The organism is Pigmentiphaga daeguensis (assembly GCF_039523035.1).
Classification (GTDB): domain Bacteria; phylum Pseudomonadota; class Gammaproteobacteria; order Burkholderiales; family Burkholderiaceae_B; genus Pigmentiphaga; species Pigmentiphaga daeguensis.
The window spans coordinates 168,131-186,826 of sequence record NZ_BAAAEN010000010.1 but is presented as its reverse complement, the minus strand read 5'-3'; the positions used below and the strand labels follow the sequence as shown (position 1 = coordinate 186,826).

21 protein-coding genes are annotated in these 18,696 nt (G+C 67.8%); 9 read left to right on the top strand and 12 right to left on the bottom strand.

All coding sequences use genetic code 11. The features are described from left to right. Positions 1 to 38: 38 nt before the first annotated feature. The 11 genes from ABD104_RS14865 to ABD104_RS14815 all read right to left on the bottom strand — a co-directional run bounded on the left by ABD104_RS14865 (position 39) and on the right by ABD104_RS14815 (position 9,617). Positions 39 to 650: a hypothetical protein gene (locus ABD104_RS14865; protein ID WP_279820109.1), complete on the bottom strand. Its 612-nt coding sequence runs from the start codon at positions 648 to 650 to the stop codon at positions 39 to 41. A gap of 11 nt (positions 651 to 661) precedes the next feature. Then, positions 662 to 1,162: a hypothetical protein gene (locus ABD104_RS14860; RefSeq protein WP_132980253.1), complete on the bottom strand. Its 501-nt coding sequence runs from the start codon at positions 1,160 to 1,162 to the stop codon at positions 662 to 664. Positions 1,163 to 1,324: 162 nt separating this feature from the next. Beyond that, positions 1,325 to 2,416, bottom strand: a complete 1,092-nt coding sequence (locus tag ABD104_RS14855; RefSeq protein ID WP_132980252.1) for an aromatic ring-hydroxylating oxygenase subunit alpha — start codon at positions 2,414 to 2,416, stop codon at positions 1,325 to 1,327. A 201-nt stretch (positions 2,417 to 2,617) separates the two neighbouring features. Continuing rightward, positions 2,618 to 3,604 carry a Bug family tripartite tricarboxylate transporter substrate binding protein gene (locus ABD104_RS14850; RefSeq protein ID WP_343927739.1) on the bottom strand — a complete coding sequence of 329 codons (987 nt, stop codon included), beginning with the start codon at positions 3,602 to 3,604 and terminating at the stop codon, positions 2,618 to 2,620. Between the two features lie 49 nt (positions 3,605 to 3,653). Continuing rightward, positions 3,654 to 4,229 carry an NADPH-dependent FMN reductase gene (locus tag ABD104_RS14845; RefSeq protein WP_343927738.1) on the bottom strand — a complete coding sequence of 192 codons (576 nt, stop codon included), beginning with the start codon at positions 4,227 to 4,229 and terminating at the stop codon, positions 3,654 to 3,656. 35 nt (positions 4,230 to 4,264) lie between these two features. Then, positions 4,265 to 4,786 carry a DinB family protein gene (locus ABD104_RS14840; protein ID WP_132980250.1) on the bottom strand — a complete coding sequence of 174 codons (522 nt, stop codon included), beginning with the start codon at positions 4,784 to 4,786 and terminating at the stop codon, positions 4,265 to 4,267. A gap of 20 nt (positions 4,787 to 4,806) precedes the next feature. After that, the gene (locus tag ABD104_RS14835) at positions 4,807 to 5,871 is read right to left on the bottom strand and encodes an ABC transporter substrate-binding protein (RefSeq protein ID WP_176400735.1); all 1,065 of its coding nucleotides are present in this window, start codon (positions 5,869 to 5,871) and stop codon (positions 4,807 to 4,809) included. Positions 5,872 to 5,902: 31 nt separating this feature from the next. Continuing rightward, positions 5,903 to 6,514 carry a nuclear transport factor 2 family protein gene (locus tag ABD104_RS14830; protein ID WP_343927737.1) on the bottom strand — a complete coding sequence of 204 codons (612 nt, stop codon included), beginning with the start codon at positions 6,512 to 6,514 and terminating at the stop codon, positions 5,903 to 5,905. Positions 6,515 to 6,524: 10 nt separating this feature from the next. Next, complete coding sequence (locus ABD104_RS14825) at positions 6,525 to 7,730, bottom strand: FAD-dependent monooxygenase (RefSeq protein ID WP_343927736.1); 1,206 nt, start codon at positions 7,728 to 7,730, stop codon at positions 6,525 to 6,527. Then, on the bottom strand, positions 7,727 to 7,936 hold the full coding sequence (locus ABD104_RS14820) for a DUF2783 domain-containing protein (protein ID WP_343927735.1): 210 nt from the start codon (positions 7,934 to 7,936) through the stop codon (positions 7,727 to 7,729). The genes ABD104_RS14825 and ABD104_RS14820 overlap by 4 nt, the downstream gene beginning before the upstream one ends. Continuing rightward, entirely contained in the window at positions 7,926 to 9,617 is a 1,692-nt protein-coding gene (locus ABD104_RS14815) for an FAD-dependent oxidoreductase (RefSeq protein ID WP_165963254.1), read from the bottom strand. The genes ABD104_RS14820 and ABD104_RS14815 overlap by 11 nt, the downstream gene beginning before the upstream one ends. A 222-nt stretch (positions 9,618 to 9,839) precedes the next feature. On the opposite strand from ABD104_RS14815, the gene ABD104_RS14810 reads away from it, so the two are divergent. From ABD104_RS14810 to ABD104_RS14770, 9 genes are all read left to right on the top strand, one after another. Next, positions 9,840 to 10,355, top strand: a complete 516-nt coding sequence (locus ABD104_RS14810) for a MarR family winged helix-turn-helix transcriptional regulator (protein ID WP_087838999.1) — start codon at positions 9,840 to 9,842, stop codon at positions 10,353 to 10,355. Positions 10,356 to 10,465: 110 nt separating this feature from the next. Continuing rightward, a complete protein-coding gene (locus tag ABD104_RS14805; protein WP_087839000.1) occupies positions 10,466 to 11,431 on the top strand; it encodes a Bug family tripartite tricarboxylate transporter substrate binding protein in 966 nt (321 codons plus the stop codon). Positions 11,432 to 11,433: 2 nt separating this feature from the next. Continuing rightward, the gene (locus tag ABD104_RS14800) at positions 11,434 to 12,057 is read left to right on the top strand and encodes a 2-hydroxychromene-2-carboxylate isomerase (RefSeq protein ID WP_132980245.1); all 624 of its coding nucleotides are present in this window, start codon (positions 11,434 to 11,436) and stop codon (positions 12,055 to 12,057) included. Continuing rightward, positions 12,054 to 13,637 (top strand): class I adenylate-forming enzyme family protein, encoded by a 1,584-nt coding sequence (locus tag ABD104_RS14795; protein ID WP_343927734.1) that lies wholly within the window; start codon positions 12,054 to 12,056, stop codon positions 13,635 to 13,637. Before ABD104_RS14800 ends, ABD104_RS14795 begins: the two co-directional genes overlap by 4 nt. A gap of 196 nt (positions 13,638 to 13,833) precedes the next feature. Then, positions 13,834 to 14,544 carry an aspartate/glutamate racemase family protein gene (locus ABD104_RS14790; RefSeq protein ID WP_087839003.1) on the top strand — a complete coding sequence of 237 codons (711 nt, stop codon included), beginning with the start codon at positions 13,834 to 13,836 and terminating at the stop codon, positions 14,542 to 14,544. A 30-nt stretch (positions 14,545 to 14,574) separates the two neighbouring features. Next, complete coding sequence (locus ABD104_RS14785; RefSeq protein WP_132980244.1) at positions 14,575 to 15,399, top strand: IclR family transcriptional regulator; 825 nt, start codon at positions 14,575 to 14,577, stop codon at positions 15,397 to 15,399. A 3-nt stretch (positions 15,400 to 15,402) separates the two neighbouring features. Further along, complete coding sequence (locus tag ABD104_RS14780; RefSeq protein ID WP_132980243.1) at positions 15,403 to 15,966, top strand: GNAT family N-acetyltransferase; 564 nt, start codon at positions 15,403 to 15,405, stop codon at positions 15,964 to 15,966. Positions 15,967 to 16,045: 79 nt separating this feature from the next. After that, positions 16,046 to 16,843, top strand: a complete 798-nt coding sequence (locus ABD104_RS14775; protein ID WP_132980242.1) for a class I SAM-dependent methyltransferase — start codon at positions 16,046 to 16,048, stop codon at positions 16,841 to 16,843. Next, complete coding sequence (locus ABD104_RS14770; protein ID WP_343927733.1) at positions 16,840 to 17,568, top strand: class I SAM-dependent methyltransferase; 729 nt, start codon at positions 16,840 to 16,842, stop codon at positions 17,566 to 17,568. The genes ABD104_RS14775 and ABD104_RS14770 overlap by 4 nt, the downstream gene beginning before the upstream one ends. 42 nt (positions 17,569 to 17,610) lie before the next feature. Here the strand turns inward: ABD104_RS14770 and ABD104_RS14765 are convergent, their stop codons facing one another. Then, entirely contained in the window at positions 17,611 to 18,687 is a 1,077-nt protein-coding gene (locus ABD104_RS14765; protein ID WP_343927748.1) for an MFS transporter, read from the bottom strand. Positions 18,688 to 18,696 lie beyond the last annotated feature (9 nt).

Here is an 18,696-nt window from a genome sequence, read left to right as displayed (position 1 = left end):
GAACGGGGCGCTTCTGGAGAAGCACCCCGTCGTTCGCTTCACGAATGACCGTACAACTGCAATGAGATCTCGCCAAGCGCGGCGGGCGGCATGGAGTAACGCTGGCCCACACCTCCATAGCCTATGGGCTTGGTTTGGGTAGGCTGTCCGGGCGTAACAATGACATAGCGGGTCTTTGCCGGTACCAGCACCCGGGTCTGGAGCCCGAAAGAGCCCGAGGCAAGCGGCCCCCGATAATCTGAATAATCCGCGACAGCGCGACCGACGATCTGGAAGGCTTCATCTAGGAAAATGAAATCGGGCACCACGGCCGTCGCCATCGGCAAATAAGTCGTAGAACCATATGTAGTGACAATCAAGGAAGAGGGGTCGACTGCTGACGGAATACGAACGCCGCCAACATGACGCGGCTTACCTTCGATCACATACGTAGGCGATGACGGAGCAAAAGCGATATCCACCTTCCCACCGAATGGCAACTCCGAATAGGCGATCTCCTGAGCCCGGGCGCAGCAACTCGAGACCGGCGGGGCGTAATCCTGTACCAATGGATGAGAGGTACAACCTGCCGCCATGATCGCGAACGCCGTGCAGGCGATCGACTTGAAACCAGGAAACGGCAGCGGGAAAACTCTATTCACAGTATTCACGGGCGGCTCCGTCACTTGGATGCCGGAGCATCTGCTGCCAGCTTGTTTCCCTGCTCATCCTGAAGCCAGACAAGCTGCTGACTCTCATTGAGCGCTCCTGTCACCAGATAATTCTTGTTCGGCTCCGGAGTGAAGGTAAGAACGGATTCCGCCGTGTACAGCGTAGTCGCATTGGCCATGGCTTGAAGGGGTGCGCCGTAGGCGACCCGTGCCTGCAGCTTGAGAGTCATCGGGCGAACCGGGACCTCTCTGGCAAAGGGAACGGGGCTCAGCGCAAAGCCAGCGCCACTGTTCGCCACCCGAGTGGTTTGAAGCGCATTATCCACCCGCTTTCCGTCGATTTCGGCCACATAAAAAAACTGGCCTCGATTCTTTGTTTCCGAAACGGCGTTGTCCTTGATTGTGGCAATCGGACCGCCATACCCCTCCGGTATCAAAACAGAAGTCGTCGCACATCCTGACAACAGCATCGCGATGGCGCCAGTTGCCACCCATCTCCCGCTATCTTTCATTCCCCCTCCCTGCGTCGAGTAATCGGTCTCTCTTATTAGAGTAGAGTAGTGGCTCGAACTATACCTCGCGCAGGGGAGATCCTGGCGAGGCGCCAGCCGCCATAGATAGGCGCAAAAAAACCCGGCATGTCTATGCCGGGTCGTGATTCAATACACTACCCTTCAACCCGCCGCGGCCGCCTGCGCCGTTGCCGCTTCGGCGGACGCCGCGATGCGGCTGGCCCGTTCGGCGGCTTCCGCGGCCAGCAGGCGATCCAGCACGACGCGCGACTGCACGCCGCCGGCATCGATATTGAGCTTCAGGATCTTGCGGCCCGGGTTCTCGGTCAGGTTGCGCTGCTGCGCTTCCAGCATGTCCAGGTCCTCGCCGAAGATCTTGCCCTGGCCTTCCCGGATAGTGGCCGTGAGCTGTTCGTCGTTGGGCTTGAAGTTGCGCGCCATGCCCCAGAAGTACCAGATCGAGGTCTCGGTCTCGGGGGTGATGAAATCGACCACGATGCTCGAGGCCTTGAACTCGGCCGGCGCGTTGTAGCCGCCCTTGCCGGCATGCGCCACGCCCACTTCGATCAGCACGTGGCTGGGCGGCGTGAAGCGGCAGATCTGCCAGCGGTCGCACAGGACGTCGTCGGCCAGCCCGTTGCCGCGCAGCGCCGCGGCCCAGAACGGGGGCGGCTTGATGTTTTCCATGTGGCGGCTGGTCACGACCTCGTCGCCGATGGTCTTGGTGGACGGGGCCGATTCCTCGATCTCGGCCTGGCCGATGCTGCTGGCGTGGACGTAGGTCTCATGGGTGAGATCCATGAGGTTGTCGATCATGAGGCGATAGTCGCAATGGATGTGGTACAGGCCGCCACCGTAGGCCCAGTCGGGGCTCTCGGCCCATTCTAGGTGGTGGATCTTGGCGGGATCGGCCAGCTCGGCGTCGCCCGGCCACACCCAGATGAAGCCGTAGCGTTCCACGGCGGGGTAGCTGCGGATGCTGGGGAAGGCGCGCACGCGCTGCCCGACCATGCCGGCGCAGGTGCCGTCCGGGTTCATGCGCAGGCCGTGGTAGCCGCAGACCAGTTCGCCCTTGTCGATGAAACCCAGCGACAGCGGCGCGCCGCGATGGGGGCAGAAGTCTTCCAGCGCGGACACCTTGCCGTCCTGGCCCCGGTAGAAGACCATGCGTTCGCCGCAGATCTGGCGGCCCAGCGGTTTTTCGGCGATTTCATCGGGGGTACAGGCGACGTACCAGGTGTTCTTCAGAAACATGGTCTTCCTCCAGGAGCCCGGCCCGTGGCAGCGGCTAGGCGCATGCGAGGAACGGAGCATCATCAAATCTGTATACAGGTTGATTTTGCTCCCGAATCAAAACAAGGGAAATAGCGGGAAAACCCTAGGATTTTTGCCCCTTATCTCTGGTCATCGCCTTTTCCTGTGGAAAATCTGTATACAGGTTTGCACATCCCCTCACTATTGCTCCAGCGTGATTCCCCGCTTGCGGATCACGTCCCCCCAGCGCTTCAGGTCGCCGGCCGCCAGGGCCGCCATGTCGGCCTTGCCACCTTCCATCGGCTCGACGCCTATCTCGCGCAGGCGTGCCTGGACGTCTGGGCTCTTGACGATCGCCTGCAAGGCCGCCGACAACCGGTCGACGGTAGCGGCAGGCGTCCCCGCCGGCACGACCACGCCCTGCCAGGCATAGGCCACGATGTCGCCCGCCCCGGCCTCGGCCAGGGTCGGGATCTCGGGCAGCGAGGGCAGGCGGGACGCCTCGGCCACGCCCAGCGCGCGCAGCTTGCCCGCCTGGACCTGCCGCATGCCGGTGGGCACGCCTATGAAAGAGACGCCGATATGGCCGCCCAGCAGATCCTGGGTCAGCGGCGCGGTGCCCTTGTAGGGGACGTGCAGCAGCGGCGCGCCGGTCATCTCCTTGAACAGCTCGCCCGCCAGGTGCTGCGGACTGCCCAGGCCGGGCGAGGCATACCCCATGGATCCGCCCGCCGCCTTGGCCAGGCGCACCAGCGATGCGACCGAGTCGGCCGGCACCACCTGCGGATTCACCACCAGCAACAACGGAAACTTGCCGTACAGGGCCACCGGCGCGAAGTCGCGCGATGGGTCATAGGGCAGTTTCTTGTAGAGCAGGGGGTTGAAGACGACCGTGCCGTTGTCGACCGAGAACAGCGTGTAGCCGTCCGGCGCGGACTTGGCCGCCGTTTCCGCCGCGACGATGGTGGCCGCGCCCGGATGATTCTCGACGATGACGGGCTGCCCCAGCTTCTCGGCCAGCCTGGCCGCCAGTATCCGCACCGCGTTGTCGCTGCCCCCGCCGGCCGGATAGCCGACGATCCACCGCAAGGGCTTGGCGGGAAAGCCCTGCGCATGGACACTCGCGGTAGCCAGGCCCACCATCGCCATGCTCCCGATCCGCAGCAACCGCTTCATCAATCCGAACATCGCCATTCTCCGGTTGGAACGATATGGACGCAGGACGGCCGTCCGCCCGTCAGGGCTGGGTCCGCCCGCGCCGCACGAACTGCACGAACGCCTGCAGGGCGGCCATCTGCCGGCCCAGGATCTCCCGGGTCGGGGCGTCGGCCAGCACGCCGGCCGCATCGAACTTGCCCGGCGCCATGCCGATGAAGACCTCGGGCTTGTTCAGCACCAGGGCGTCCAGGAAGACCATGATCTTGCGCAGGTCGTACTGCGACCGCGCACCGCCCAGCGGCCCCTGGGTGGCGCTGAGGATGGCGACCGGCTTGCCGGCGAAGGGCTGGTCGTCGCCGCGGGAAATCCAGTCGATCGCATTCTTCAGGACGCCGGACACCGAGAAGTTGTATTCCGGGCTGGCGATCAGCACGGCATCCGCGCCGCGCACGGCCTCCCGCACTTTCCGGACGGCAGCGGGCATTCCTTCGGCCAGGACGTCGGCGTCGAACATGGGAAAGCCCCGGATGTCGAGCACCGACAGCTCCATGCCGGCCGGCATGAGACTGCCGGCGGCCTCCAGGGCCAGCCGGTTGTAGGAGGCTTTGCGCAGGCTGCCGCACAGGCCCGCGATGCGTAGGGGGGAAGTGGTCATGGGTCAGGATCGCAAGAGAGGGAAAGGGGCCGGCATCAGGCCATGATGGCCGGGTTGAACTCGAAGAACTCGGGCCCGACCACGTCGCTCTGCCGCAGATAGATGTCGATGTTGCCGACGTGGAAGGCGCGGTGGGCGTACATGCCCCACAACAGCCCCATGCCGGACCATTCCCGGCCGACGAAGTGCACCTTCTTGCCGAGCTCGGCTGGCGTATAGCGGCCCAGCGCCTCGAGGTTCTCGTCGTGCAGGGCAAGCGCCGTCGCGCGCAGGTCCCCCTGTTCGAAACGGGCCGCGGCGGCGGGATCGCTCGGCAGGGGAATGACACCACCGGGCTCGCAGGCCGGGATGGCGCGCACCCAGTTGCGCTCGGCCAGCACCGTATGGATCAGCAGGCTGCGCACGGTGATGCGCGACACCCGCGTGCCGAAGCGCGTGCTGGCGTTCTCGATCGGGGCCCAGTCCATCTTGCCGGCGTCCATGCGCGCCACCCAGTCGTCGGAGTAGCGGACCAGCCGGTCGAACAGGGTCAGGAAGCGGGTGAATTCCTCGGGCATGGCGGTCTCCTTGTCTTTGTTCACTGGGACACGGCCGCTTCGCCGGCCAGGATTTCCCGGGCGCGCCGCAGTGGGCCATGGTCGACGAAACGGTCGAAGTCGATGGGCGCGGCCAGGAAGCCATGCCGCAGCAAGTGGTCGTGTTGCACCCGCAGCGCCTCCACCCACTCCGGACGCAGGTCGACCTCGAGCTGGCGGTGGACCTCCTGCGGAAAGGCCGCGTCCACGAGTTCCTCGGGCAGGCCGGTGTCGGCAGCGATGACACGCTTGGCCTCGCGCTCGTTGGCCGCCGCCCAGGCGGCCGCGCGCAGGACCGCGGCCAGGCAGCGCGCCACCAGTTCCGGCTGCTCGGCCAGCAGGTCCTCGCTCACGGTCAGGGCCAGCGGCGCATCGTTGTTCACGCGACCGGCCAGGTCGGGACTGGAGGCCGCGTCGGCGATGGCCACCGCGCCGGTGAACCCCATGACCACGGCGGCAATCGCGCCCTGGCTGTAGAGCGCGTCCACCTCGCCCCGGACCAGCGCGAAGGCTTCCTCGCGCTGGTGGCCCAGCATGCACTGCGCGCCCCACAGCGTGGCCGTCCGGGCGGTGGAGGCCGTCGCTCCGTCCATGAACGTCCGGTTGGTCGAGACCGGCGTCATCGCCACGTCATCCATGGTCATGCCCTCGCGCGCCAGCGCGAGTTCGGTGCCCCGCAGCGACGAGGCCTTCCAGAAATCGATGGAATCGCCGGCGCGTATCGGCAGCGAGACCTTCCTGCCGGCCAGTTCGCGCACCGAGGCGATGCCACTGTCCGGCATGACCAGCATGGGCTTGATGCTGTCGTTCCACGACAGGCCGATCAACTTGACCCGGCCGCCGCGCGAGCGGGTCACCAGCGGAGGGCCGTTGCCGCCGTGGCGGAACGAGTTGGGCTGGGAATGGTGGAAATGCGACTGTCTGACCTGGTTGTCGGTGCTGGATGCGAGCGAACGCGCCACGATGCCGTCGCGCGCCAGTTCGGCATCGAGAAAACCCCGCTCGACGGCGACGCCGAACGCCGTCGGCACCGGGCAGCGGGTGTACCAGAGAGTGGAGGGATTCATCACGCGGGACTCATCGTTCAAGGGGGAATGTTCACTGGCCATCGCGCCGCTCCAGCCATGCCCAGGCCGCGCGCCGCAATTGCTGCTCGGCCTGGCTGCCGCCCACCACCGTCGAGGCGGGCACGTCGCGGCCCTTCTTGCGTTGCCGCAGGCGCATGAAGGCCAGCCCGGCATCCGGGGCCGCCAGATCCACCTCGCGCAGCCATGGGGGCGCCTCGCCCTGCGCGGGATCGAGGCGGTCCTTGTCGAAGATCGCCGTCCAGTGCAGGATGCCCCACCTGCCGGCGCGGCGTTCCACCTGGTCGAGGAAACGGCAGTAGCCGGTGTAGTCGAACAGTTGTCCGTCGATGTGCTCGCGGATCAGGATGGCCATGTCGGACTCCAGCAGGGCCCGGTCGCCACGCTGGTCCACGCGGCAGTTCCCGACCCAGTGCTTGCCGTGTTCGCCGGGCTTGCGCGCCGCGTCGCTGGCCGCCAGCAGCGGCACCAGGTCCGCGACCTTGCCGTTGAACCACGAGATGCTGGCGGTCGCCTCGGGGTGGAAGCAGCCGGCCATGCCGGCGAAATCACCCTGGTCGCGATGGAAGGCCCATCGCTGCCGCAGGCTCCGTATGGCGAGATCGTCGGCGGCGGAAGAAGACATGGCGGCGCTCCTAGGCGAAAGGCTGTTCGATGGCGTCATAGCCATAGACCCAGTCGTAGCGGTCCTCGACACGGTGCGGCTCCCACTCGCGCCGGATGTGTTCCCGCGCGGCGCCGGCCTCGGCCAGCACGGGCGCATGGACGCGCGTGATCTGGGCCGCCGACTCGTTCACGATCCGCGTGGTCCGCTCGACCCGCATGCGTTCATACGAGGCCAGCGCGGCCGGAATGTCATCGGGTGTGCGGCGCAGGCAGCGGCCCAGCACCATGGCGTCTTCCAGCGCCATGTTGGCGCCCTGGGCCATGAAGGGCAGCGTGCTGTGGCAGGCATCGCCCAGCAGGGCGACGTGCCCCCGCACCCAGACGGGCAGGGTATCGCGCACGATCAGTGCCCATTTGTAGGGCACCTCGATGCGCTCGATCATGGCGATCACGTCCTCGTGCCAGCCTTCGAAATCCGCCAGGCATTCCGCTATCGTGCCGCGCGCGTTCCATGACTCGACCGTCCAGTCCGCCCGGTCCACCATGCCGATGAAGTTCAGCATCCGTCCCTTGCGGATGGGATAGGTCAGCACGTGCGCGGTCGGCCCCAGCCAGGACACGCCGCCCGTGCGGTTGATCGATGCCGGCAGGCGGCTCGCGTCGATCAGGCCACGCCACGCCATGCAGCCGGTGAACCGGGGCCGGTCCGCGCCGAACAAGGCCTGGCGCACCTTGGAATGGACGCCGTCGGCGCCGATCAGCGCATCGGCCCGGACGGTCCGGCCCGAGGCCAGGCGCATCTCGGCGCCGCCGTCAGCCGTGCCCAGCGACGCGAAGGCGGCGTTCAGGTGAATGGCGTCGCGTTTCTCCCGCCGCACGGCTTCCAGCAGCAGCGCATGCAGGTCCGCGCGATGGAACGTCAGGTAGGGCGCGCCGTACTTCGTTACCGACGCGGCGCCCAGCTCCAGGTAGCGATTGGCGTCCGCCGTGTTCCAGACGCGGATCTCCTTGCCCCTGGTCTGGGTGCCCAGTTCGAACATGGCGTCGCCCAGCCCCCAGGCCTGGAGCAGCCGCGTACCGTTGGGGCTGATCTGCACGCCGGCACCCACCTCGCCCAGCTCGGCCGCCTGTTCGTAGATGTCGACGTCGAAGCCCTGCTTGAGCAGGGCCAGCCCCGCGGCCAGGCCGCCTATGCCGGCGCCGGCGATGGCGATGCGTTTGTCGCCCGTGCTCATGCCCGCTCCCCGTGCCGCAGGTCGCGCAGTGCGACCTCGATGACCTGCGCCAGCCGGCCCGGATCGGCCAGCATGGACGACAACATCAAGGCGACCTTGGCCAGGAAGACCGCCTCCTTGTCCGGCCCGGCCGCGTTCATCGCGACGGCCAGCGCCTCCCAATTGCGTTCCAGCAGCCCCGCGGGCAATGTCTGTTCAACCAGCATGGTCCAACTCCTCTTTACCGCGCACCGCGCGCACCAGGCACGGCAACACCGTTTCGGGTTCCCAGGCACGCCACCGCGCCATCACGTGGCCGTCGGGCCGCACAAGGTAGGCCGTACCCGGCCTGGCGTCGAACGCCCCGGCGATCCCGGCATCGTCGAGCGCGACGGCATCGATGCCGAACGGCACGCCCATCGACGCGCGCAGCGCGTCCAGGCGCCGCGACTTGTCGCCCAGTCCAGCGTCGCCGAACGCCAGCAGCGTGAAATCGCGACCCAGCCTGTCGTGCAGGAACACCGTCCCGCCGGCCGATGCGCCGCATGGCAGGTTCGGGCAGACGGCGCCGGGCGCGGGGCCGTGGCCGAACGAACCATCGTCGGCAAGACGCAGCGACGAACCGGTCATGCGCAGTTCCGTCACCTGGCGAGGATTGATCAGCTCGCGCACGAAGGGCTCGCTTACCGCCAGCGACAGCACCGCTTCCTGCATGACGGCGTGCCCGCGCGTGGGCGGCGTCATGAAACGCGTGCTCTTCTCCGCCAGTGCCATGTTCTGCCTGGCCGCATCCACGCGCTCGATCGAATAGGTATCCAGCAGGGCCGGCGGAGCCTGTCCCGCCGCCACCCAGGCCAGCTTCCAGCCCAGGTTGTGGGCGTCGTCCACGCCGCCGTTCATGCCCCGCGCGCCGAAGATGGGGACCAGGTGCGCGGCGTCGCCGGCGAACAGCACGCGGCCATCGCGATAGTCGTCCAGCGTCAGGCTGTGTGCGCGGTACGGGCTGATCCAGTCGATCTGCCAATCCGCCGTCTCGCCTATCGACGCCAGGAATTCGGTCACCCGCTCGCGCACCCGCTTGGGCTGGATCTCCCGTTCCAGGTCCTCTTCGGGCAACAGCTGGTAGTCGATGCGCCAGATGTCGAAGGGCTGCTTGTGCATGATGATGGTCGCCCCCGGAAACGCCGGCGGGTCGAACCAGACGCGCCGGCCGGGCGGTTCCTTGCTGCGCATCTGGATGTCGACGATCAGGTAGCGGCCTTCGTACACGCTGCCCCGCAGCTCCTTGCCCAGCGAGCGGCGCACCGCGCTACGGCCGCCGTCGCACGCCACCAGCCACTGCGCATGCAACGCGTAGGACCCGGACGGCGTATGGACCCGGGCGGTCACCCGTTCGCCGTCCTGTTCGACATGCTCCAGCCGCGACGACCAGCGCAGGGAAACGTTGGGGTAGGCGCGCAGCGCCTCGTACAGGTACTGCTCGACGTGGCACTGCGCCAGCGACACCATGGGTGGATGCTTGAGCCGCGGATCCTGCTGCACCTGGAAATCCAGCACCAGCTTGTCCCGGTAATAGCTGCGGCCGCCCTTCCACGACACGCCGGTCTCGACGAAACGCGTGCCCGCGCCGATGCGCTCGAAGATCTCCAGGCTGCGCCGCGCGGTGCCCACCGCCCGGCTGCCCCGGTTGACGGTGTCGTCTTCCTCCAGCACCACCACCTCGATGCCGCGCCGGGCAAGCTCCAGCGCCACGGTCAGGCCGACGGGCCCGGCGCCGGCGACGACCACCTGGTGCACCGGCGCGTCCCCGCGCATTTCCGGGGGAAGCTCGAAAGGATGGTGCACATAGTCGAAGTAAAGGGAGTCATATCGCGCGCCACTGCCCGATATGCCTTCGGTCGATGCCATGCCGGACACTCCATCAAGAATCGATATGCGGTCCATGCGCCGCAATTAGTTTCCTACGAAACTAATTTCCAAACAGTATTGGTTTCTTATGAAACCAAGTCAAGCGATTTCCGAAGGTTCGGCGACTAGGCAAAACCCGGGGGCCTGCGCCACCCAGGCCTGCGTCCGCCGCGGCAAGAGGACTAGAATTCGCCCTTTGGCACCAGACCCTGCTTCGTCCCCATGGCCATCAAGCGATCGACGCCCGCTTCCTCCCGCCCGGCAGGCGAACACCCTTCCCTGCAACTCGACGCCTTCCTGCCCTACCGGCTGAACATGCTGTCGAGCCTGGTCGCCGACCGCTTCGCGCGCAGTTATGCGGCGTATTCCGAACGCTTCGGCATCGACGGCCCGCGCTGGCGCGTGATTTCCTTCCTGGGTGAGCGGCGCGGCGCGGAAGGGGAACACGCCGCGATGACCGCACGCGATATCTGCGCCAAGACCCGCATGACCAAGGTCATGGTCTCGCGCGCGATCACCGATCTCGAGGCGGCGGGACTGATCCGGCGGCGGCCCAACGAGAACGACAGGCGCGAAGCCTTCCTGGACCTGACCGATGCCGGCCAGGAGGTCTACTGGGCCATCGTCCCCGTGGCCCTGGAATTCCAGGAAGACCTGCTGTCGGGCCTGTCGGCGCAGGAACGCGCGACGCTGTTCCGCGTGGTCGACAAGCTTCAGGGCCGGGCCTTGAAGATGTAGCGCGCCGGGCTAGGGTTCCCCCTCGTTACGCATATTGTAAGGAAGCCTTATATTGTCCCTGCCAGCGATCGGCCAGCCGAGCAGAAGCGGCCAATGACTCAGGAGACACCATGCCTTGCAAACGCCTGTCGGCGGGGGCCGTCGTGCTCGCCGCGTTCGTACACGCCCCCGCCTTCGCGAACGACTACCCCACGCGGCCGGTACGCCTGGTAGTGGGCTATACCGCCGGCGGCGGCAGCGACATCCTGGCGCGCGTGCTCGCGCAGAAAATGTCCGAAGGGCTGGGGGTACAAGTGGTGGTCGAGAACCGCCCAGGTGCGGCCTCGATGATCGCGACGGAGTACGTGGCCCGCGCGGCGCCCGACGGCTACACCATCCTGCTGGGCGCCAGTGGCGCGCTCGCGATCAACCCCGCGCTGTACAAGGAAGTGAAGTACGACGCCGCCAGGGATTTCGCTCCGATTTCGCTGGTCGCGTCGCTGCCGGTGCTGATGGCCGTCAACAAGAGCGGGCCCGCCCAGAGCCTGCCCGAGCTGCTGGCCTATGCGAAGGCGCATCCCGAAAAAGCCAATTATTCGTCCGCGGCCGCGCCGTTTCGCCTGATCGGCGAACAGCTCAACCTGCAGGCGGGTTCCCGGTTCCAGGAAATCCTTTACAAGGGCAGTACCGACGCGGTCAATGCCGCCATCGCCAACGACGTGCTGGCGACCATTTCCGACTCGATTTCCATCGGCGCCGGCTTGAAGACGGGCAAGCTCAAGGCCATAGCGATCACCTCGCGTGCCGAACACCCCTCGTTTCCGGGCGTGCCGACCTTCACCAGCCTGGGACTCAAGGGCCTGGACGTGCAGCTGTGGCAAGGATTGCTGGCCCCCGCCGGCACGCCGCCGGCCATCGTCGACCGTCTCCAGCGCGAGGTACATCGCGTGATCGCGCTACCGGAAGTCCAACAACGGTATGCCGCCATGGGGCTGGATCCGGAAACCAGCACGGCCGCCGAGTTCTCGCGTCTCATCGCCAGCGAGCTGACGCGATGGAGCGGCATCGTGAAGGCGGCCGGCATCGAGAAGTTGTAGGCATGGACCAGCCTTCCCCCATCGCCTTCTACTTCGATCCGATCTCTCCCTATGGCTACCTGGCTTCGACCCAAATCGAGACACTGGCGGCGCGCCATGGCAGGCAGGTGGACTGGCGGCCGGTGCTCCTGAGCGTCACGGTACTGCAGGTGATGGGATTGAAGCCGGTTCCGGCGACGCCGCTCAAGGCCGATTACTCCCGGCAGGACAAGCACCGCATGGCGCGTCTGCTGGGCGTGCCGATATGCGAGCTGCGCCACCCGGACGTGTCCCCCATCCGCGCGCTGCGCGCCTTCCTCTGGTTGAAGCGGCACGATTCCGCGCAGGCCGCGCGCTTTGCGCGCGCCATCTGCGCCAGGCTGTGGGCCAAGGGGGAAGACATCTCCACCGCGGAAGCGGTCCTGGAGGAAGCGGCATTGCTGGGCGTGGACACCGCGGCGCTGGGCCAAGGCATGGAATCGCCCGGCATCAAGGCCGCGCTCAAGGAAGAGGTGGATCACGCGGTCGCCCAGGGGGTGTTCGGCGTGCCTTTCTTCATCGTCGACGGCCAACCCCTCTGGGGGGTGGACCGCCTATGGATGCTCGAACATTGGCTCGAGCACGGTTCGTGGGATCCCGCGCCATGACACACCAGGACGCGCTGCTTCAATTCACCGGCCACGATCTGGCCACATTGCTCCGCAGGAAGGCGGCCGAGCGGCCCGGACACCCGTTCCTGACCTGGGCACCGGAGCCCGGCGTATCGCGCACCTGGACCTACGCCGAGTTCGCCGGACAGGTCGCCTCGCTGGCGGGCGGCCTGGAAAGGCGCGGCGTGCGCGTCGGCGACCGCGTCCTGATGCACCTGGAGAACTGTCCGGAATTCCTGCTGACGTATTTCGCCTGCGCGCATCTGGGCGCCGTCTGTGTTCCCACCAATGCCATGGCCGCCGGACCGGAACTGGCCTATTTCGCCGAACTGACGGAGGCCTGCGGGGCCGTCACGCATCCGAAATTCGCGGCGAAGATCCGCGGCCATTGCCCCGGCCTGAAATGGCTGGCGATCACCGACGACGATGCCGGGCAGCCCGCCGACGCCGCCACCGCGCCACGGCCCGACGAACGCCACGCCGCGCTGCTGGCCGCGCCCGCGCCGCAACGCCCGCCCGACGCGGCGGCGCCGCTGTCCGTGCTGTTCACGAGTGGCACGACCTCGCGCCCCAAGGGCGTGGCATGGACGCATGCCAACGCCTTGTGGGCCGGCAGACTCGGCGCCATGCAGCAAGGCCTGCGCGGCGACGACGTGTTCCAGGTGTTCCTGCCGCTGTTCCACGTGGTCGGCCTGTCCTGGTCGGTCTTTCCCGCGCTCTGGGCCGGCGCCAGCATCGTCCTGCAGCCCCGCTTCTCGGCCAGCCGCTATTGGCCGGTCGCGCTCGAGCATCGCAGCACCGTGGGATCTCACGTCATCTTCAGTGCCAACGTGCTGGCGGGCATGCCCGTTCCCCGCGGCCACGCCTTCCGGCAATGGTGCAATGCGCTTTGGCTGCCCGAGCACGAGGCCCATTTCGGCATCAGGATGATGGGAGCGTGGGGCATGACCGAAATGGTCGCGCAAGGCATCGTCACCGATCCGTGGTCGCCTCCCCGGCCCGGCGCCATCGGCCGCCCATCCGCCGGCTACGGCGTACGCATCGTCGACGACCGGGGCCGCGACTGCCTGCCCGGCGAACGCGGCAATCTTCTGGTCCGTGGCATACGGGGGATCACCCTGTTTGCCGAGTACTTCGGCAATGCCCAAGCGACGCGGGACGCCTTCGACGATGATGGCTACTTCAGGACGGGCGACAGCGTGCTGTTGCATGAAGACGGCTCGATCCAGTTCGGCGACCGCGCCAAGGACCTGCTCAAGGTCGGCGGCGAAGGGGTCTCCGCGGCAGAGATAGAGCGGGTCATCCGGACGGTACCCCGGGTAAGCGAAGTGGCCGTGGTCGGCCGGCCCGATGCCGCCTACGGCGAAGTTCCCGTCGCCTTCGTGCGGCTGCCGGCGGACGGCGGCGTCACGGGGCTGGCCGACGCCATCGTCGAGGCATGCCGGCGGGAACTGGCCAAGTACAAGGTGCCGCGCGAGGTCGTGTTCGTCGAGGATTTCCCCCGCATCGGCGTGGGCAAGATATCGAAGGCCAGGCTCAGGGAACTGGCGGCGGCACCGGGCGCGGCAACGGGCTGACCGGTGCCGGCTCGCCTCCAGGCGCGCATGGAAATCGGGCGGATACGGGCCCGACGCCCTGCGTGCGGCGCCCGGCTGGCGCGGGCGCACGGGCATCGGCCGGAACCCCGGCCGCTATTGCACAATAGCCAATATATTGTTCATAGTACAATTCCTCGAATTTCGGGCGCCCAGCCATGCCGGAGGAATTCGACCCATGCCACAAACACAGCTGATCGGCCTCATAGGCGGCATGAGCTGGGAATCGTCGGCCCTGTACTACCGGCTGATCAACGAGGCCATGCAGCGCCGCGCCGGCGGCCACCACAACGCCGAGAGCATCCTCGTCACGCTGGACTTCGAGCCGCTGCTGCAGGCCGGCGCCGACGGCCGCTGGGGCGATGTGGGCGCATCGCTCGTCCATGCGGGCCAGCGGCTGGCGCGTGCCGGCGCCGGCTTCTTCCTGCTGACCGCCAACACCGCCCACCGCTTCGCCGACGAGGTCGAACGCGGCGTCGGCCTGCCCCTGCTGCACATCGGCACTCCCACGGCCACCGCGCTGCGAGCCGCCGGCCTGGATCGCGCCGGCCTGATCGGCACCCGCCACGTCACCATGTCGCCCTTCTACAGGGACTGGTACCGCGACCACCACGGCATCGAACTGGTTCCGCCGGCTTCCGAGGACTGCGCGGCGCTGGACGCCATCATCGTCGACGAGCTGACGCGCGGCCGCATCGATCCCGGCTCGCGCCGACGGGTGCTGGCGATCATTGACGGAATGCGGCTCGCCGGCCTGCAGGCGGTCGTCGTCGGATGCACCGAACTGCCGCTGCTGCTGGACGGCGCCGCGCCGCCTCTCGCCTGCTACGACACCACCCGGCTGCATGCCGAGGCCGCGGTCGAGCGGGCGCTGGGAGGACCGCCGTGATCCCGTCCACCATCTGACAGGCTGCCCCGCATGCCCGCATCGAAACAGCCCAAGCGTGCCGCAACGCCCGCCGTGCGCGAGAAGAAAGGCATCCAGTCCGTCGAAGTGGGCGTGCGGGTCATCGACGCACTGGCGGCCGCCACCGGCTCGCTGCCGCTGCGCGACATCGGCAGGGACGCCGGCATCTCGGCCAGCCAGGCGCACCGCTACCTGACCAGCTTCGCCAAGTCGGGACTGGTGGTGCAGGACCCGGCCACCGGCCACTACGGCCTGGGGCCGCAGGCGCTGCGCTGGGGCGTGTCGGCCATGACCAAGACCGACGTCTTCACGCTGGCCTCGCAGGCGCTGGACCGCATCTGTACGCGCTTCGACCTGACGGGCCTGCTGTGCGTGTGGGGCGAATCGGGGCCGACCTGCGTGCGGCTCAAACGCAGCACTTTCCTGATCGGCACCGACCTCGGCCTGGGATCGGTGTTCCCGGTCCTGACCTCGGCCTCGGGCATCGTCTTCATGGCCCACCTCCCGCCGGCCATCACCAAACCCTTCATCCAGAAGGAAGTCGCGCGCGCCAAGGCGCGGGGCGAACGCATGGCCGCCGCCGACCTGGACCAGACGAGGCAGGCCGTGCGCGCACGCGGCTATGCCGAGAACCACGGCCACTACGTCAACAACCTGTCGGCCCTGGCCGCGCCCATCCTCGACTACCAGGGCGCGCTGTCCACCGTCATCACGCTGATCTTCCGCGAACCGCCCGGCCAGGCGATCGTGCCCAGCGCCGCCGAGATCGCCGCGGCGCTGGTCGAGGAAACCCAGGGCGTATCGCGCTCCATCGGCTGGAAGCCCGCGGCGGAGTAGGCCATGCCCATTCCCGCGCTTTCCACGCCGCGCCTGCTGCTGCCTCCCCTGACGCTGGCCGATGCCCCGGCCATCCAGCATGCCTTCGCGCGCAGGGAGATCGTGCGCTTCCTGGCCGACCGCGTTCCCTGGCCGTATCCCGAGGACGGCGCGCTCGTGTTCCTGCGCGATGCGGCGCTGCCGGCCATGGCGCAAGGCCGGGAGTGGCACTGGAGCCTGCGGCCCAGGCAGGAGCCCGGCCGGCTGATCGGCGTGGTGAGCCTGATGGACGACCCGGACAACAACCGGGGCTTCTGGATCGTGCCGGAATGGCAAGGCCAGGGCCTGATGACGGAAGCCGCCGAAGCGGTCACCGCCTACTGGTTCGACGTGCTGGGCAAACCCAGGCTGCGCGTGCCCAAGGCTGCGGCCAACATCGCGTCCAGCCGGATCTCGGCGCGCGGCGGCATGCGCATGGTCGCCACCGAGGAGCGCGGCTACGTATCGGGCAGGCTGCCCAGCGAAATCTGGGAGATCACGCGCGAGGAATGGCTTGCACGGCGCAAGGGCCAGGCGGCGGGCGGTTGATTGCCTGCATGCGGCCTCCTGGCCCCGATAGACGCGCATGGTAAAACAGATCGCCCCCGCGCTTCACCGGAGAGAACACATGGACAGCACGAGCTCCATCCATCACTCGGCCGTCGACGGCTATACCAAAGGGGCGGACACCTACGTCCGCGGACGTCCCGACTATCCGCCGGAAATCGCCGGATGGCTGCGCGATACGCTGGGCCTGCATGCCGGCGCCACCGTGCTGGACCTGGGCGCGGGCACCGGCAAGTTCACGCCCCGCCTGCTTGCCACGGGCGCCAGCGTGATCGCCGTGGAGCCGGTGGCTGCGATGCTGGACAAGCTGGCCGCGTCCCATCCCGAGGTCCGCCCGCTGGTCGGCACGGCCGACGCCATCCCGCTACCCGATGCCAGTGTCGATGTGGTCGTGTGCGCGCAGGCCTTCCACTGGTTCGCCACGGCCGAGGCCCTGGACGAGATCCATCGCGTGCTCAAGCCCGGCGGCCGGCTGGGACTGGTCTGGAACATGCGCGACGCGCGCGTGCCCTGGGTGGCCGCGATCGACCGCATCGTCAACGAGTTCGAGGGCGACGCGCCGCGCTACTACACCGGTGCCTGGCGCCAGGCCTTTCCCCATCCGGGCTTCGGCCCCATGGACGAGCGGCACTATGCCAACGACCACACCGGATCCCCGGAAGACGTCATCCTGAACCGGGTGCGCTCCACCAGCTTCATCTCGGCGCTGCCGCCGGAACAGCGGGCCGGGGTGGATGAACGGCTGCGGACCTTGATCGACGCTCAGCCCGAACTGCGCGGCCGCGACGTCGTGACCGTTCCCTACGACACCGCCGCATACTGCCTAGTGCGGGTGGATCGGGTGGCATCGGCGCCATGAGCCAGAACATCTACGACAACCCCGCCTTCTTCGAAGGCTACGGCCGCCTCGGCCGGTCCGTCCACGGCCTGGCGGGCGCGCCCGAGTGGCCGGCGTTGGGGGACATGGTGGGCGACGTCCGGGACCAGGCCATCGTGGACCTGGGCTGCGGATATGGCTGGTTCAGCCGATGGGCGCGGGAGCATGGTGCCGCTGGCGTGCTGGCGCTCGACGTTTCCGAGCGGATGCTCGCTCGGGCGCGGGAGCTGACTCCCGAAGGCGGCATAGACTATCGGCGGGCAGACCTCGAACAGCCCGCGCTGCCAGCCCGGGCATTCGATCTCGCGTACAGCTCGCTGACCTTTCACTACATCCAGCGCCTGCCGGAACTGCTCGCGGCCATCCACGCCGCGCTGAAGCCGGAAGGCCGCCTGGTTTTCTCCATCGAGCATCCGATCTACATGGCCTCGCGCCATCCGGGATGGTTGCCAGGTGTCGACGGCCGCAAGACCTGGCCAGTGGACAACTACCAGCTCGAAGGCCCGCGCGTCACGAACTGGCTGGCCGAGGGCGTGGTCAAGCAGCACCGCACCCTGGGCACACTGTTCCGGCTCCTGGTCGAGGCCGGATTCACCGTGACGCGCCTGGTCGAATGGGGCCCCACGGAAGAACAGGTGCGGGCCATGCCCGAACTGGCGGAGGAGCGCGAGCGGCCGATGATGCTGCTGGTCTCGGCATCGGCTTGAACGGCCGGTCCGGCCGGCCGCCCTGGAAGCATGCAAGGGCGGCTACGCATGATCCGGCCGCGCATCGCGCATCGCCCGCATCTCCCGGCCCAGCGACAGCGCCAATATCGCGGCCGCGCCCAGGCAGCCGGCCAGGGCTGCCATGCCCAGCGAGAAGCTGCCGGTGCTTTCCTTGATCCAGCCCATCAGGTAGGGGCCGGCAAAGCCGCCCAGGTTGCCCACCGAGTTGATCAGCGCGATGCCGCCCGCCGCCGCCGTGCCTTGCAGGAACAGCGGCGGCATTGCCCAGAACGGCCCCAGGCAGTCATAGATGCCGACCGAGGCCAGGCCCAGGCAGCACAACGCGATCCACGGCGTGCCGAAGTACAGACTGGCGAGCAGGCCGGCCACGCTGAGAAGGGCTGCGGCCGCGACGTGGCCGGCGCGTTCTCCGCGCTTGTCGCTGCGGCGGCCCCAGGCCAGCATGGCCACCGCGCTGACGGCATAGGGCGCGGCCACGATGAAGCCGACCGCGGCATTCGAGTAACCCATCGCCTTGGCGATCTGCGGCAGCCACAGGCCGATGCCGTACAGCCCGATGACGATGCCGAAGTACACGCCGCACAGGACCAGCACGCGGCGATCCACCAGGGCCGGCCACATGGCGTGGTGGCTGCGCCCCGAACCGGCCAGCCGGTCCCGCGCCAGGTCTGCCTCAACGATCTCGCGCTCGCGCGGCGACAGCCACCTGGCGGTGGCCGGCCTGTCCGGCAGCGCGAACAGGACCACGATGCCGAGCACGCACGAGGGCAGTCCTTCCAGGATGAACAGCCATTGCCAGCCCTTGAGCCCCATCACGTCGTCCATGCCGACCAGCAGGCCCGAGATGGGCGAGCCGATCGCGCTGGCCAGCGGCACCGCCGCCATGAACAGGGCGATGAACTTCGCCCGGTGACGGGCCGGGAACCAGTAGGTCAGGTAGAGCAGCATGCCGGGCAGGAAGCCCGCCTCGGCGACGCCGAGCAGGAAGCGCAATGTAAGGAAGCTCGCGGTGCCGGACACGAAGGCCATGGCCGCCGAGATCAGGCCCCAGGTCACCATGATCCGCGCGATCCACAGCCGCGCGCCAACCTTCTCCAGGATGACGTT

What these genes read in the sequence shown, in the direction of transcription:
- ABD104_RS14860 (WP_132980253.1), bottom strand. Translation starts at nt 1,162, where the DNA reads ATGAAAGATAGCGGGAGATGGGTGGCAACTGGCGCCATCGCGATGCTG.
- ABD104_RS14855 (WP_132980252.1), bottom strand. Translation starts at nt 2,416, where the DNA reads ATGTTTCTGAAGAACACCTGGTACGTCGCCTGTACCCCCGATGAAATC.
- ABD104_RS14850 (WP_343927739.1), bottom strand. Translation starts at nt 3,604, where the DNA reads ATGTTCGGATTGATGAAGCGGTTGCTGCGGATCGGGAGCATGGCGATG.
- ABD104_RS14845 (WP_343927738.1), bottom strand. Translation starts at nt 4,229, where the DNA reads ATGACCACTTCCCCCCTACGCATCGCGGGCCTGTGCGGCAGCCTGCGC.
- ABD104_RS14840 (WP_132980250.1), bottom strand. Translation starts at nt 4,786, where the DNA reads ATGCCCGAGGAATTCACCCGCTTCCTGACCCTGTTCGACCGGCTGGTC.
- ABD104_RS14835 (WP_176400735.1), bottom strand. Translation starts at nt 5,871, where the DNA reads ATGAATCCCTCCACTCTCTGGTACACCCGCTGCCCGGTGCCGACGGCG.
- ABD104_RS14830 (WP_343927737.1), bottom strand. Translation starts at nt 6,514, where the DNA reads ATGTCTTCTTCCGCCGCCGACGATCTCGCCATACGGAGCCTGCGGCAG.
- ABD104_RS14825 (WP_343927736.1), bottom strand. Translation starts at nt 7,730, where the DNA reads ATGAGCACGGGCGACAAACGCATCGCCATCGCCGGCGCCGGCATAGGC.
- ABD104_RS14820 (WP_343927735.1), bottom strand. Translation starts at nt 7,936, where the DNA reads ATGCTGGTTGAACAGACATTGCCCGCGGGGCTGCTGGAACGCAATTGG.
- ABD104_RS14815 (WP_165963254.1), bottom strand. Translation starts at nt 9,617, where the DNA reads ATGGCATCGACCGAAGGCATATCGGGCAGTGGCGCGCGATATGACTCC.
- ABD104_RS14810 (WP_087838999.1), top strand. Translation starts at nt 9,840, where the DNA reads ATGGCCATCAAGCGATCGACGCCCGCTTCCTCCCGCCCGGCAGGCGAA.
- ABD104_RS14805 (WP_087839000.1), top strand. Translation starts at nt 10,466, where the DNA reads ATGCCTTGCAAACGCCTGTCGGCGGGGGCCGTCGTGCTCGCCGCGTTC.
- ABD104_RS14800 (WP_132980245.1), top strand. Translation starts at nt 11,434, where the DNA reads ATGGACCAGCCTTCCCCCATCGCCTTCTACTTCGATCCGATCTCTCCC.
- ABD104_RS14795 (WP_343927734.1), top strand. Translation starts at nt 12,054, where the DNA reads ATGACACACCAGGACGCGCTGCTTCAATTCACCGGCCACGATCTGGCC.
- ABD104_RS14790 (WP_087839003.1), top strand. Translation starts at nt 13,834, where the DNA reads ATGCCACAAACACAGCTGATCGGCCTCATAGGCGGCATGAGCTGGGAA.
- ABD104_RS14785 (WP_132980244.1), top strand. Translation starts at nt 14,575, where the DNA reads ATGCCCGCATCGAAACAGCCCAAGCGTGCCGCAACGCCCGCCGTGCGC.
- ABD104_RS14780 (WP_132980243.1), top strand. Translation starts at nt 15,403, where the DNA reads ATGCCCATTCCCGCGCTTTCCACGCCGCGCCTGCTGCTGCCTCCCCTG.
- ABD104_RS14775 (WP_132980242.1), top strand. Translation starts at nt 16,046, where the DNA reads ATGGACAGCACGAGCTCCATCCATCACTCGGCCGTCGACGGCTATACC.
- ABD104_RS14770 (WP_343927733.1), top strand. Translation starts at nt 16,840, where the DNA reads ATGAGCCAGAACATCTACGACAACCCCGCCTTCTTCGAAGGCTACGGC.